The organism is Pseudomonas sp. H1_A03, from assembly GCF_054685145.1.
The window spans coordinates 2160838-2173225 of the sequence record NZ_CP162829.1 but is presented as its reverse complement, the minus strand read 5'-3'; the positions used below and the strand labels follow the sequence as shown (position 1 = coordinate 2173225).

Sequence of the window (12388 nt, the reverse complement as noted above, 5' to 3'; positions counted from 1 at the left end):
GGGTCAACGCTGTGAATCGTCGTCCTTCCAGGGCGCCGAGAGGTAGCGAGTACGGTTGAAGGTCTCCAGCCATTCCGGGCAAAACACCACCAAAGCGCTGATAACCATGCCGTTGATAAAGGCCTCTGGGAAGATGATCAACCACAGATAGCCGACGAAATCCTCCAGCCATTCCGGCATGGCAAAAAGACCGTCGAACCACAACAGCCCGAGCCCGAACAACAGGCAGAGCAACGCCGACAGCGCGGCGGCAAAAAAGCCGGAACAGAAGATATACACAAACGGATTGCGTGGTTGCGCACGCTCGACCAGCAGTGCGCAACCCTCGGTAACCAGCACTGGCAGCCCGACAAGCAGCAAGCCGTTGACACCAAGGGCAGCCAAGTCCTGGCGCCCCAACAACATCAGGCCCACCTGGGCAGCAAAGCCGCCGACGATCGCCAGTGGCCAATCCAGCAGCAGGGTGACGGCAGTCATGCCGATAAAGTGGTACGAGACCCCGGTATCGAAATCCCGCCGTACCAACCACAGCATGAACAACGCGAACACCGTGCCGAACAGCAAATGCTGACGCCGCCGGTCGGCAAACAACTCGACCCATGGCGAACGCAAGATTGCCCACAGCACCACCGGCGCGTACAACAGCCAGCCGATGCCAAGGGTTTGCGGCGCCAACACGGCCGCACTGATCACGGCTTCACCTGCTCCAGGGCTTGGCGCAGCTCAGCGCCAGAGCTGTATTCGCGTTGCGCGACCAGCTTGCCGTTATCCAGTTGCAGCCACAGCACCTTATCCACAGGACCCGGATAACGCGGCGCAACGCGCGCGTCACGGTCCAGCATAACCCGGTAGTTATAGGACTGCATGGCCGGCACTGCGAACAGTTTGGCGATCAGTCGGGGCATGCGCTGGATATCGGCGACAAACACCCCGCGCCGTGACTCCAGATACCCCTTAGGCTGCCCTTGCAATGCCGTATCCACCCATTTGGCGGCGTCCATGCTGCGCGCCACCAGCAAGATCTGCGCTTGGTCATCCAGGGTGTAGGCCTGGTCGAATTGATCCAGCAACGTCCAGGGCGCCAGGCGTTCACCCACTTCAACGGCCTGGGACCACACGGGTAAAAGGCTGAGCATCAGCACCGCTAAAAACTTCACTACGCACTCCTCAAGTCCGGCTTGATGATCGAGTGACCAGTCTACACCGAGCTTTTACAGCGGGACTTCCTGCGGTCATGATTTGAGCGCTAAGCTGCTACCTATGGATGACTCAGATTACTTGCGCCTGCTCACCGTGGCGGCCGAGCAAGCCAACGCTTTCCTGTCCAATGCCCGCAAGTGGGAGCGTGAGCGTTGGGTCTGCCAGCGCCTGCTGCAAGGCTTGAACGTGCCTTACCGTGCCGAAGAGTTTCACGCCGCCGGGCAAGAACCGCCGGACGTGCTGTTCCGCGATGCCAGCTTCGAAGTGTTTTTCGTACTGGATGAAGGCCGTCGCCTGAACGACGAATGGCGTGACGAGTTGCTGCGCCGTCGCAGCGCCTTCTCCCTTAGCCAACTGGTACGACGTGAAGCCAAGCCGCGACGTATCCCGGCCCATGAATTTTTAATGCGCCTGGCGCCCACATTGCGCAAAAAGGCCCACAACTATAAAGAGCGCGGCATGGACCTGGGGGAGCTGGATATCGTCGCTTTCTCCAGCCTCAAGCGCGAAGTGCTAGACCTCAACAGCCACTTCCCGCCACCGACGGAATACCTGCGCCAAGGCTGGCGCTCGCTGTCACTGGTGGGGCCGACTTTTGCACGGGTGCTGTTCGCACACCCGGACGCGCCGGATTTCTTGCGCAACAACCTGGGCCGCAGCATAGTGTTCGACGTGGGCATCAGCCTCTGAGCCCCCGGACTGTAACGTGGCGCCCTTTTGCAACGTCTACCTGACGAGGCCTTTATGACCAGCCGCCTGAACCCCGATGACCAACAGCATGTCGAAGAGTACCTGCAACTCTCCCAACACCGAGTCGAGCGCAAGCCTTTCCGGCCGTGGCTGCTCCTCGGTGTGGTGCTTGTAGTGGTGATCGGCCTCGGCCTGTTGAGTCGCCTTTTGAGTTACCTGACGCTATGAGCTGCCTGGCGCTCGCGGGGGTAACTGCTCCGATTTCTTTTAGCCTTGCGAGATATCCCCATGACCCATCGTATTATTATCGTCGGCGGCGGCGCCGGCGGCCTGGAGTTGGCTACCCGCCTGGGTAAGACTCTGGGCAAGCGCGGCACCGCCAGCATCACGCTGGTGGACGCCAACCTGACCCATATCTGGAAGCCCTTGCTGCACGAAGTGGCCGCAGGTTCGCTGAACTCTTCGGAGGACGAACTCAATTATGTCGCCCAGGCCAAATGGAACCACTTCGAGTTCCAACTGGGGCGCATGAGCGGGCTTGACCGTGAACAAAAGAAGATCCAGCTCGCCGCCACGCTTGATGAAGAAGGCCGTGAGCTGGTGCCTGCGCGCGTGCTGGACTATGACAGCCTGGTCATCGCGGTCGGCAGCACCACCAACGATTTCGGCACCGAAGGCGCGGCGCAACACTGCCTGTTCCTCGACACCCGCAAGCAAGCCGAGCGCTTCCACCAGCAATTGCTCAACCACTATCTGCGCGCTCATGCCGGGCAGACCGACGTGGTGGAAAAAATCAGCGTCGCCATCGTCGGCGCCGGTGCAACCGGCGTCGAACTGGCCGCCGAGCTGCATAACGCCGCCCATGAGTTGGCCGCCTATGGCCTGGACCGCATCAAGCCGGAAAACATGCACATCACCCTGATCGAAGCCGGGCCACGGGTGTTGCCTGCCCTGCCGGAGCGTATCGGCGGGCCTGTGCATAAAACCCTGGAAAAGCTCGGAGTGACGGTGCTGACCAACTCGGCGGTCAGTGAAGTGACGGCCGACGCCCTGATCACCAGCAGCGGCCAAGTGATTCCAGCCAGCCTCAAGGTGTGGGCCGCCGGCATTCGCGCACCAGGTTTCCTCAAGGACATCGACGGCCTGGAAACCAACCGTATCAATCAGCTGCAGGTGTTGCCAACGCTGCAAACCACCCGCGACGAAAACATCTTCGCCTTTGGTGACTGCGCTGCTTGCCCACAAGTGGGCACCGACCGCAACGTACCGCCACGGGCCCAGGCGGCTCACCAACAGGCGTCGCTGCTGGCAAAATCGCTGAAGCTGCGTATTGAAGGCAAGGACCTGCCGTCGTACAAGTACACCGACTATGGATCGCTGATTTCGCTATCGCGGTTCTCGGCGGTGGGTAACTTGATGGGTAACCTCACTGGCAGCGTGATGCTGGAAGGCTGGTTGGCGCGGATGTTTTACGTGTCGCTGTACCGGATGCACCAGGTGGCGCTGTATGGGTTTTTCCGTACGGCGATGCTGATGCTGGGGAGCAAGATCGGCCGAGGCACCGAGCCGCGTCTGAAATTGCACTAACAACGCTTATTAATGTGGGAGCGGGCTTGCCCGCGATAGCGGTGGAACAGCAGCACATAGGCTGGCTGACAATCCGCTATCGCAGGCAAGCCCGCTCCCACATTTTTTTGCGTTGCATTTGAGATTTTCAGCACAAAAAAAATCCCCGTATCTTTCGATACGAGGATTTTTAATATGGTCGGGGTAAGGGGATTCGAACTCCTGACATCCTGCTCCCAAAGCAGGCGCGCTACCGGACTGCGCTATACCCCGGTAATAAAAAGGCGACCTTTCAGTCGCCTTCTTCGATCAGTGCTTTTGGCCTCTGATCTTAAGATCTGATTCCAGCGTTAACTGGTCTCAAAAATGGTGGGTCGTGTGGGATTCGAACCTACGACCAATTGGTTAAAAGCCAACTGCTCTACCAACTGAGCTAACGACCCAAATATGGTCGGGGTAAGGGGATTCGAACTCCTGACATCCTGCTCCCAAAGCAGGCGCGCTACCGGACTGCGCTATACCCCGGTTTTGAAATTGGCTCCGTGACCAGGACTCGAACCTGGGACCCAATGATTAACAGTCATTTGCTCTACCGACTGAGCTATCACGGAACTACATATTTCAAATGTACAACTTTTACTGCTGTGTAACCCTCTCTTCTACTTGCCCGTATCGCTACGTTCATGTGTCTGAGGCGCGCTATTCTACAATCTTAAAAACCCCTGTCAACCCTTTAAATTGCTTTTAAGACAATGATTTGCGCTTGTTTCTGATTTCTTCTTGGGGAGAAGAAACCCGTGGGCTGACGTTGCTGCGGGGCGCACTTTACAAGCCTTTGCCTTACAGTTCAACGCCCTATCGAAAAAAAAGGCCCCGTAATGCGGGGCCTTGTCTTATCCGCCTACAGCCTGGGCTCAGTGGAAGACGATTTCGTCGTTTTCCACGGTCGCCGTGACGCTGGTGCCCGGCATGAAACTGCCCGACAAAATCAACTGGGCCAGCGGGTTTTCGATCCAGCGCTGGATCGCACGTTTCAACGGCCGTGCGCCATACACCGGGTCATAACCGACCGCGATCAATTTCTCCAACGCGTCACTGCCCAGCTCCAGCGACAGTTCGCGTTCGGCCAGACGACTGCGCAGACGGCCCAGCTGGATCTCGGTGATACCCGCGATCTGGTCACGTGCCAGAGGCTCAAAGATCACCACTTCGTCGACCCGGTTAATGAATTCTGGACGGAAGTGCGTGGTCAACGCATCCATTACAGCAGCACGCTGGCCCTCACGATCACCTACCAGCTCCTGGATCTGCGCCGAGCCCAGGTTGGAGGTCATCACGATCACCGTGTTGCGGAAGTCCACGGTGCGCCCGTGACTGTCCGTCAGGCGGCCATCTTCCAGCACTTGCAACAGGATGTTGAACACATCCGGATGCGCCTTCTCGACCTCATCCAGCAAGATCACCGAGTAAGGCTTACGCCGCACGGCTTCGGTCAGGTAACCGCCCTCCTCGTAGCCCACATAGCCTGGTGGCGCGCCGATCAAGCGAGCCACCGAGTGTTTCTCCATGAATTCGGACATATCGATCCGCACCATGGCCTCTTCAGTATCAAAGAGGAACTCGGCCAAGGCTTTGCACAGCTCGGTCTTACCCACTCCGGTCGGGCCGAGGAACATGAACGAACCACTTGGGCGATTCGGGTCGGACAAACCGGCACGGGAACGCCGTACTGCGTTGGACACCGCCACCACAGCCTCTTCTTGGCCAATGACGCGCTGGTGCAACAGGCTTTCCATCTTCAGCAGCTTGTCGCGCTCACCTTCGAGCATTTTCGACACCGGAATGCCGGTCCACTTGGAAACAACTTCGGCAATTTCTTCCTCGGTCACTTTGCTGCGCAACAACTGGTTCTCGCTTTTACCGTGCTGATCGACCATCTGCAGGCTGCGCTCCAAGTCCGGGATCACCCCGTATTGCAACTCGGCCATGCGGTTCAGGTCGCCTTTGCGGCGTGCGGCTTCCAGTTCCTGGCGGGACTGCTCGATCTTTTGCTGGATCTGCGCAGAACCCTGCACTTCAGCTTTCTCCGAGGTCCAGATTTCTTCCAGGTCGGAATACTCGCGCTCCAGACGGACGATTTCTTCCTGGAGTTTTTCCAGACGTTTCTTCGCCGCTTCGTCTTCTTCTTTCTTAAGGGCCTGGGACTCAACTTTCAGTTGAATCAGGCGCCGATCCAGACGGTCGAGTACTTCCGGCTTGGAATCGATTTCCATGCGGATACGGCTGGCCGCTTCGTCGATCAAGTCGATGGCCTTGTCCGGCAACTGACGGTCAGTGATATAGCGATGGCTCAACTTGGCCGCCGCAATGATCGCACCGTCGGTGATCGCCACCTTGTGGTGGACCTCATAACGTTCTTTCAAGCCTCGCAGGATCGCGATGGTGTCTTCTTCGCTCGGCTCCTCCACCAGCACTTTCTGGAAGCGACGCTCAAGGGCGGCGTCTTTTTCGATGTACTGGCGATATTCGTTGAGCGTGGTAGCACCGACGCAGTGCAACTCACCCCGCGCCAAGGCTGGCTTGAGCATGTTGCCGGCGTCCATGGAGCCCTCGCCTTTGCCGGCGCCTACCATGGTGTGCAGTTCGTCGATAAACAGAATGATCTGCCCTTCCTGCTTGGACAATTCATTCAGCAGGGATTTCAGACGCTCTTCGAACTCACCGCGGAACTTGGCACCTGCAATCAACGAGCCCATGTCCAGGGAGAGCAGACGCTTGCCCTTCAGGCCGTCCGGCACCTCACCATTGATGATGCGTTGGGCCAGGCCTTCGGCAATCGCGGTTTTACCCACACCAGGCTCACCGATCAGCACCGGGTTGTTCTTGGTGCGACGTTGCAGCACCTGAATCGTGCGACGAATTTCATCGTCACGGCCGATCACCGGGTCAAGCTTGCCCTCTTCGGCGCGCTTGGTCAGGTCGACCGTGTATTTATCCAGTGCTTGACGCGACTCCTCATGGTTGGGGTCGTTTACCGCGTCACCGCCACGCAGGTTGTTGATGGCGTTTTCCAGGGCTTTCTTGCTCACGCCCTGGCCCAGCAACAATTTGCCAAGCTTACTGTTCTCGTCCATCGCGGCGAGCAGTACCAGTTCACTGGAAATGAACTGGTCACCCTTCTGCTGGGCCAGACGGTCAGCCTGATTCAGCAGGCGCGCCAAATCCTGCGACATATTCACGTCGCCGGTCGGGTTTTGGATTTTCGGCAGTTGGTCGAGCTCTTTGCTCAACTCCTTGCGCAGGCTGTTGACGTCAAAGCCCACCTGCATCAGCAAGGGTTTGATAGAACCACCTTGCTGTTCCAGGAGCGCCTGCATCAAGTGCGCAGGCTCGATGGCCGGGTGGTCAAGGCCCACCGCCAAGGATTGGGAGTCCGATAAGGCCAACTGCAACTTGCTGGTTAAACGATCAATACGCATTAGTCACCTTCCTTTTGAGCAGGCCGGAGCTATAAAACATCCTGAATGAAGAAACCTGCCAGATACCCCTATAGATGTGGTCAATTCTGGGAGATTCAAGCTACGGATAGTTGACGCAGATCAGAAGAGTCTAGCGCTCGAGCCAGATAAGGGAGGCGAACCGACCGGTGCGAGAGCTGCGGCGGTAAGAAAAGAAGCGTGGATCGGTCACGGTGCAGAAACCGCCACCATAAACAGCCGTGACACCCCGCGCGGCAAGGCGCAAACGGGCCAACTGATAGATGTCGGCCATGAACTTGCCGGGATTGCGGCTGGGCACAAAGGCTTCGGCAGTAATCGGCAGTTGCTGCATGAAGGCTTCACGCACCTCCGGGCCGACTTCGAAGGCCTGTGGGCCAATGGCCGGGCCGAGCCAGACCAGCACATCGGCAGGTTCAGCGTTGAGGCTTTCGAAAGCGGCTTCCAACACACCTGCCGCCAGCCCGCGCCAACCGGCATGGGCGGCGGCCACACGGGTGCCGGCGCGGTTGCAGAACAACACGGGTAGGCAATCGGCGGTCATTGAGGTACAGGCAATGCCTGGAGTGCTGGTCCAACTGCCATCGGCTTCGACAGTCTGGCCAGGATCGGCCTCGACCACCTTGATACCGTGGACTTGGCGCAGCCAGGCCGGCTGAATAACGAAGGCATCGGTAAGCCGACGGCGATTTTCCAGGACGGCGTCCAGGCTGTCCTCGACATGATCGCCCAGGTTGAGGCTGTCGAACGGCGCCAGACTGACGCCGCCCGCACGGGTGGTGACGCAGGCTTTCACCTGAGCCGGCGCAGGCCAGTCAGGAATCAGCCAGTCACTCATCCGATAAATGCCTCGCGATCCTGCTTGAGCAGCGACAACAACCAGACCAAATCGTCTGGAAGAGGCGATTCCCAGCTCATCCGCTTACCGCTCGTCGGATGATCCAGCTCCAGGAAGCGTGCATGCAGTGCCTGGCGCGGGAAGGATTTCAGCGATTCAACCATGGTCACACTGGCCGCCGGCGGAATACGGAAGCGACCGCCGTAGGCCGGATCTCCGACCAACGGGAAGTTAATGTGCGCCATGTGCACGCGAATCTGGTGCGTACGGCCGGTTTCCAGCTTGACCCGCACATGCGTGTGGGAGCGGAAACGCTCGAGTACACGGTAGTGGCTGACGGCTTGCTTACCGCCCTCCATCACCGCCATACGCTGGCGCTGCTGGCCGTGACGACCGATCGGGGCGTTGATCTTGCCACCTGCCACCACCACGCCAATCACGATGCATTCGTAGATCCGGCTGACGCTGCGGCTTTGCAATTGTGTGACCAACTGCGTCTGCGCCTGAATGGTCTTGGCCACCACCATCAAGCCGGTGGTGTCCTTGTCCAGACGGTGCACGATGCCGCAGCGCGGGACGTTGATGATGTCCGGCACGTGGTGCAGCAAGGCATTAAGCAAAGTGCCATCAGCGTGCCCGGCGGCCGGGTGAACCACCAGGCCTGCGGGTTTGTTGATGACCAGGATGTCGTCGTCTTCATAGACGATGTCCAGCTCAATGTCCTGGGCAACCCATTCTCCCTGGGCTTCCTGCTCGGCAGTCAGCTCAAGAATCGCACCGCCATGGACTGTGTCTCGCGGGCGGATAACCGCTCCATCCACAGTCAGGCGGCCGTCTTTGATCCAGGCGGAAAGGCGCGAGCGCGAGTGCTCAGCGAATAATTGTGCGGCGACTTGATCGAGGCGTTGGCCGCCCAATTCGGACGGCACCTCTGCGCGAAGTTCAATTTTATCGGACATGCTCAGACTAGGCGTGGCACAGCCTTTGGTTTCGGCTGCGCGCTTGTGGTTAAATACGGCGTCTTTTGCCCCGAGGCTTTCAACGGGGCGCTCATCATAACAGGACGGCCCCGCCCAAGACAGCGGCCGTCATAGGGACGCAAGCCGCCATGCAAGTGAAACACCTGCTGCTGATCGCCATCCTCGCCATGACTGCTGCTTGCTCGTCAACAAAGGAAGTCGTCGACGAAAACCTGAGCGAAGTCGAGTTGTACCAGCTGGCTCAGAAAGACTTGGACAATAATAGCTACACCAGCGCCACAGCGAAGCTGAAGGCACTGGAGTCGCGTTATCCGTTCGGGCGCTACGCCGACCAGGCCCAGCTCGAGCTGATCTACGCCAACTACAAGAACGCCGAACCGGAAGCTGCCAAGTCCGCCGCCGAGCGTTTCATCCGCCTGCATCCGCAGCACCCGAACGTCGACTACGCCTACTACATGAAGGGCCTGACCTCGTTCGACCAGGACGTTGGCCTGTTGGCGCGCTTCCTGCCGCTGGACATGACCAAGCGTGACCCGGGCGCTGCCCGCGACTCCTACAACGAGTTCGCGCAACTGACCAGCCGCTATCCCAACAGCCGCTACGCGCCGGACGCCAAGCAGCGCATGATCTACCTGCGCAACCTGCTGGCGTCCTACGAGATCCACGTGGCTCACTACTACCTGACCCGTCAGGCCTATGTAGCGGCCGCCAACCGTGGCCGTTATGTCGTCGAGAACTTCCAGGAAACCCCTTCCGTGGGTGACGGCCTGGCAGTGATGACCGAGGCTTACCAGCGTCTGCACCTGGACGACCTGGCCAGCACCAGCCTGGAAACCCTGAAGCTCAACTACCCTGACCACCCTAGCCTGAAAGATGGCCAGTTCGTGCCTCAGGTTGCCGAAGCCGACAACCGTTCGTGGCTGAGCAAGTACACCCTGGGCCTGATCGAGTCCCGTCCACCGCTGCCGCCGGGCGAAACCCGCGCCAACCAGGACGTGATCAAGCAGTACCAGGACGCCAAGGACGCTATCCCTTCGGACCTCAAGCCGCATGACGAGAACGGCGACGTGATCGAAGAGGAAGAGCCACAGGCCCTGGGCAACAACCAGGACCGTTCGTGGTTCAGCTACATGACCTTTGGTGTGTTTGACTGATTGCACCCTGCGTCATCAAGAAGGAGCCTTTCGAGGCTCCTTTTTTGTGAGCGGTATTATTGCGCTGTGCGCCTGGCACGTCCTTGGCTAAACTGGCGCATTCCTTGTCGAGAAACTGCCCATCATGCTTCGTCTACTGTTCTGGATTGCCGTCATTGCCGCTGCAGTATGGTTCTGGCGCAAATTCAAAAGCCCGGCCGCCAAACAGCAACGCGCCAGTGAGCCCGACGCCGCCTTGATGGTGCGTTGCGCCCACTGCGGCGTGCACCTACCGCAGGATCGTGCCTTGGGCTCGCGCCAGGAGTGGTATTGCACCCAGGCGCATCTGGAGCAGGGGCCGAAGTCTATCCAGCGTTGATCCGACCCTCGGGCGCATAAGGCGCCGGGTCGATAATTGGCGTACGCGCCAGCAGCAAGTCGGTAAATAATTGGCAGGACGCCGGCGCAAGCACCAGGCCATTGCGGTAATGCCCGCAATTGAGCCACAACCCTTTGAATCCCGGCACGCGGCCGATGTAAGGGATACCTTCCGGCGAACCTGGGCGCAATCCGGCCCAGTGCCCAACAACCTCGGCGTCCGCCAAGGCAGGAATCAACTCCACCGCTGACGCCTTGAGGCTTTCCAACGCTGTTTCAGTGGGAGTCTTGTCGAAGCCTTCATGCTCCAGCGTACTGCCGACCAGGATGTGCCCGTCACGCCGAGGGATCGCATAGCGCCCCTTGGCCAGGACCATGCTCGACAGGAAGTCAGAGGCGCATTTGTACAGGATCATCTGGCCTTTGACCGGCTCCACCGGTAGCGCCAAGCCGAGTGTGCCAAGCAACTCACCGCTCCAGGCGCCCGCCGCAAGAACGACATGATCGCCGTAGATCGGGCCGTCGGCCGTCTTCACGCCCACCACATTGCCAGCGTCCAGGGCAAACCCGGTCACTTCGCACTGTTCATGAATGGTCACACCGGGCAGCGCCAGCAGTGCAGCCTTGAGGGATTTGACCAAGCGCGGGTTGCGCACATTGGCGACGTTGGCCATATAGATCGCCTGGGAGTACCCACTGCCCAGCACCGGAACGGCATCATGGGCGGCTGACACGTCCACTTTGCTCAATGGCCGGCCTTCACGCACAGCCCAAGCCAGGGCTTCGACTTCGTCGTCCAGGTCCAGCCAGTACAGCCCTGTGGTGTGCACCTCAGGGTCGACACCCGTCGCAGCAAACAAGCGCTCTGCCAGCTGCGGATAAAAATCCTGGGACCAATGCGCCAGCGCGGTGACTGCCGGGCTATAGCGCCACGGATACAGCGGCGAAACAATCCCGCCGCCCGCCCAGGAAGACTCCTGCCCCAACCCCGCGCGCTCCAGCAGTACCACCGCTTGCCCTTGGGTCGCCAGGTTGAACGCCGTCAACAAACCGATGACCCCGCCACCGACTATCACTACCTGCTGTTGCTCTGCCATCATTTGATCCAGCCGATAAATAGGAACAAGCGCACCCGGCGCCCAATCATCCAGCACCCTCATTATTGCCCCCAGCACAGCTTGCGCGACATGTCTGGCGCCGCGCCCGGATTGGACCGCGCAGCGGTGCTGGTCAGGCTGAAGTCGCCGCAAGGGTCGCCGACCATTATCGAATCGACAGCAGGCGTAGCCACCAGCTGGAAATCCTGAGGGTTCAATGCAGCGCTGATTCTATAGCGATCATTGCCCGCACTGACGCCGCTTGCGTCAATAAAAGTGCCGTTCCTCGTATAAAAGCGCTCCAGGTGTTGAGCTTGCTCGGTCAACAACGCGACGATTTCAGCGCGATACACTTTTTTCATATGGCCGGTGTATCCGGGATAAGCGATCCCAGCGAGAACCGCGATAAGCGCTACAGCGATCAGTAACTCGATCAGGGTGAAACCCTGGCTATCCATGCCCATTACATTGCTCCTTATTGAAGTTGCCGCCATGCGACACGCCGAAAACGCGAGCCTCCCTCCTCGTCCACCCGTGCGTAAACGCTCTCCATCACCGTGCGCAGTTGGCCGCTCAGCCCGACAGCTGTCACTCGGTACAACGCAGCGTGGGTTTGCGGGGGTAAATGGGCCACCCCTACTGCGGGGCCCAGGAATTGAATGCCGTATACCCCGCCCTTAAGCACAACCCAGGTGACGCCAGAAACGGGGTCCACTCCCGCTCCGACCACTGAAAATGCTGCTTGCGGCGGCGCACAGGCAACCATCGACTGGCACAACGGCAACGTCGCGAATGACCGCTGTATGGCCTGTTCACCGCGCCTCAAGCCACTCTCGGCACTTTGCAGCGACTGATTGCGCTGCCAGAGACTACCGGCGATCTTTTGCTGGATGACTGCGCCTTGCATCGACGACAAACCGATCAGCGACACCAGCAACAGGAACACCAGGCTGATCAGCAGAACCAAGCCCGCCTGGCGCAAACGAATACCCTCCGTGAGCATCATGGC

At 59.2% G+C, this 12388-nt stretch carries 13 protein-coding genes and 4 tRNA genes; 5 read left to right on the top strand and 12 right to left on the bottom strand.

Annotation, left to right across the window (positions count from 1 at the left end):
- Positions 1–3 precede the first annotated feature (3 nt).
- Both AB4O35_RS09955 and AB4O35_RS09950 read right to left on the bottom strand, forming a co-directional pair.
- Entirely contained in the window at positions 4–693 is a 690-nt protein-coding gene (locus AB4O35_RS09955; RefSeq protein WP_065875158.1) for an energy-coupling factor ABC transporter permease, read from the bottom strand.
- Positions 690–1157 (bottom strand): FAD/FMN-containing dehydrogenase, encoded by a 468-nt coding sequence (locus AB4O35_RS09950; protein WP_065875159.1) that lies wholly within the window; start codon positions 1155–1157, stop codon positions 690–692. The genes AB4O35_RS09955 and AB4O35_RS09950 overlap by 4 nt, the downstream gene beginning before the upstream one ends.
- Before the next feature lie 103 nt (positions 1158–1260).
- Here AB4O35_RS09950 and AB4O35_RS09945 point away from each other — a divergent pair, with 103 nt between their 5' ends.
- The 3 genes from AB4O35_RS09945 to AB4O35_RS09935 are packed head-to-tail and all read left to right on the top strand — an operon-like array spanning position 1261 to position 3477.
- Complete coding sequence (locus AB4O35_RS09945) at positions 1261–1890, top strand: DUF1780 domain-containing protein (RefSeq protein WP_049710060.1); 630 nt, start codon at positions 1261–1263, stop codon at positions 1888–1890.
- A gap of 54 nt (positions 1891–1944) precedes the next feature.
- A complete protein-coding gene (locus AB4O35_RS09940; protein ID WP_044286631.1) occupies positions 1945–2118 on the top strand; it encodes a DUF3094 family protein in 174 nt (57 codons plus the stop codon).
- A 60-nt stretch (positions 2119–2178) separates the two neighbouring features.
- Positions 2179–3477: an NAD(P)/FAD-dependent oxidoreductase gene (locus AB4O35_RS09935; protein WP_065875160.1), complete on the top strand. Its 1299-nt coding sequence runs from the start codon at positions 2179–2181 to the stop codon at positions 3475–3477.
- A 175-nt stretch (positions 3478–3652) separates the two neighbouring features.
- On the opposite strand, the gene AB4O35_RS09930 is transcribed toward AB4O35_RS09935, so the two are convergent.
- The 7 genes from AB4O35_RS09930 to rluD form a co-directional block, all read right to left on the bottom strand.
- Positions 3653–3729: transfer RNA gene (locus AB4O35_RS09930), tRNA-Pro, on the bottom strand.
- Positions 3730–3823: 94 nt separating this feature from the next.
- Positions 3824–3899, bottom strand: a tRNA-Lys gene (locus AB4O35_RS09925).
- Between the two features lie 5 nt (positions 3900–3904).
- Positions 3905–3981 (bottom strand) — tRNA-Pro (locus AB4O35_RS09920).
- A 10-nt stretch (positions 3982–3991) separates the two neighbouring features.
- Positions 3992–4067: transfer RNA gene (locus AB4O35_RS09915), tRNA-Asn, on the bottom strand.
- Between the two features lie 303 nt (positions 4068–4370).
- Positions 4371–6935, bottom strand: a complete 2565-nt coding sequence (clpB, locus tag AB4O35_RS09910; protein WP_065875161.1) for an ATP-dependent chaperone ClpB — start codon at positions 6933–6935, stop codon at positions 4371–4373.
- A 130-nt stretch (positions 6936–7065) separates the two neighbouring features.
- Positions 7066–7791 carry a peptidoglycan editing factor PgeF gene (pgeF, locus tag AB4O35_RS09905; RefSeq protein WP_049710063.1) on the bottom strand — a complete coding sequence of 242 codons (726 nt, stop codon included), beginning with the start codon at positions 7789–7791 and terminating at the stop codon, positions 7066–7068.
- The gene (rluD, locus tag AB4O35_RS09900) at positions 7788–8750 is read right to left on the bottom strand and encodes a 23S rRNA pseudouridine(1911/1915/1917) synthase RluD (RefSeq protein WP_049710064.1); all 963 of its coding nucleotides are present in this window, start codon (positions 8748–8750) and stop codon (positions 7788–7790) included. The genes pgeF and rluD overlap by 4 nt, the downstream gene beginning before the upstream one ends.
- Before the next feature lie 149 nt (positions 8751–8899).
- Here rluD and AB4O35_RS09895 point away from each other — a divergent pair, with 149 nt between their 5' ends.
- On the top strand, positions 8900–9925 hold the full coding sequence (locus AB4O35_RS09895; RefSeq protein ID WP_049710065.1) for an outer membrane protein assembly factor BamD: 1026 nt from the start codon (positions 8900–8902) through the stop codon (positions 9923–9925).
- 124 nt (positions 9926–10049) lie between these two features.
- Positions 10050–10283, top strand: coding sequence for a PP0621 family protein (locus AB4O35_RS09890; protein WP_065875164.1), 234 nt, complete (start codon positions 10050–10052; stop codon positions 10281–10283).
- Here the strand turns inward: AB4O35_RS09890 and thiO are convergent.
- The 3 genes from thiO to AB4O35_RS09875 all read right to left on the bottom strand — a co-directional run bounded on the left by thiO (position 10270) and on the right by AB4O35_RS09875 (position 12385).
- On the bottom strand, positions 10270–11379 hold the full coding sequence (gene thiO / locus AB4O35_RS09885; RefSeq protein ID WP_065946187.1) for a glycine oxidase ThiO: 1110 nt from the start codon (positions 11377–11379) through the stop codon (positions 10270–10272). The two genes, AB4O35_RS09890 and thiO, sit on opposite strands and share 14 nt — an antisense overlap.
- 62 nt (positions 11380–11441) lie before the next feature.
- Complete coding sequence (locus AB4O35_RS09880) at positions 11442–11843, bottom strand: type IV pilin protein (protein WP_065875166.1); 402 nt, start codon at positions 11841–11843, stop codon at positions 11442–11444.
- An 11-nt stretch (positions 11844–11854) separates the two neighbouring features.
- The gene (locus tag AB4O35_RS09875) at positions 11855–12385 is read right to left on the bottom strand and encodes a pilus assembly PilX family protein (protein WP_065875167.1); all 531 of its coding nucleotides are present in this window, start codon (positions 12383–12385) and stop codon (positions 11855–11857) included.
- Positions 12386–12388 lie beyond the last annotated feature (3 nt).

Bases quoted from the DNA above. Each gene is read 5' to 3' on its own strand.
- thiO (WP_065946187.1), bottom strand. From the start codon at position 11,379: ATGGCAGAGCAACAGCAGGTAGTGATAGTCGGTGGCGGGGTCATCGGT.
- AB4O35_RS09875 (WP_065875167.1), bottom strand. From the start codon at position 12,385: ATGATGCTCACGGAGGGTATTCGTTTGCGCCAGGCGGGCTTGGTTCTG.
- AB4O35_RS09940 (WP_044286631.1), top strand. From the start codon at position 1,945: ATGACCAGCCGCCTGAACCCCGATGACCAACAGCATGTCGAAGAGTAC.
- AB4O35_RS09880 (WP_065875166.1), bottom strand. From the start codon at position 11,843: ATGGGCATGGATAGCCAGGGTTTCACCCTGATCGAGTTACTGATCGCT.
- AB4O35_RS09935 (WP_065875160.1), top strand. From the start codon at position 2,179: ATGACCCATCGTATTATTATCGTCGGCGGCGGCGCCGGCGGCCTGGAG.
- pgeF (WP_049710063.1), bottom strand. From the start codon at position 7,791: ATGAGTGACTGGCTGATTCCTGACTGGCCTGCGCCGGCTCAGGTGAAA.
- rluD (WP_049710064.1), bottom strand. From the start codon at position 8,750: ATGTCCGATAAAATTGAACTTCGCGCAGAGGTGCCGTCCGAATTGGGC.
- AB4O35_RS09945 (WP_049710060.1), top strand. From the start codon at position 1,261: ATGGATGACTCAGATTACTTGCGCCTGCTCACCGTGGCGGCCGAGCAA.
- AB4O35_RS09895 (WP_049710065.1), top strand. From the start codon at position 8,900: ATGCAAGTGAAACACCTGCTGCTGATCGCCATCCTCGCCATGACTGCT.
- AB4O35_RS09890 (WP_065875164.1), top strand. From the start codon at position 10,050: ATGCTTCGTCTACTGTTCTGGATTGCCGTCATTGCCGCTGCAGTATGG.
- clpB (WP_065875161.1), bottom strand. From the start codon at position 6,935: ATGCGTATTGATCGTTTAACCAGCAAGTTGCAGTTGGCCTTATCGGAC.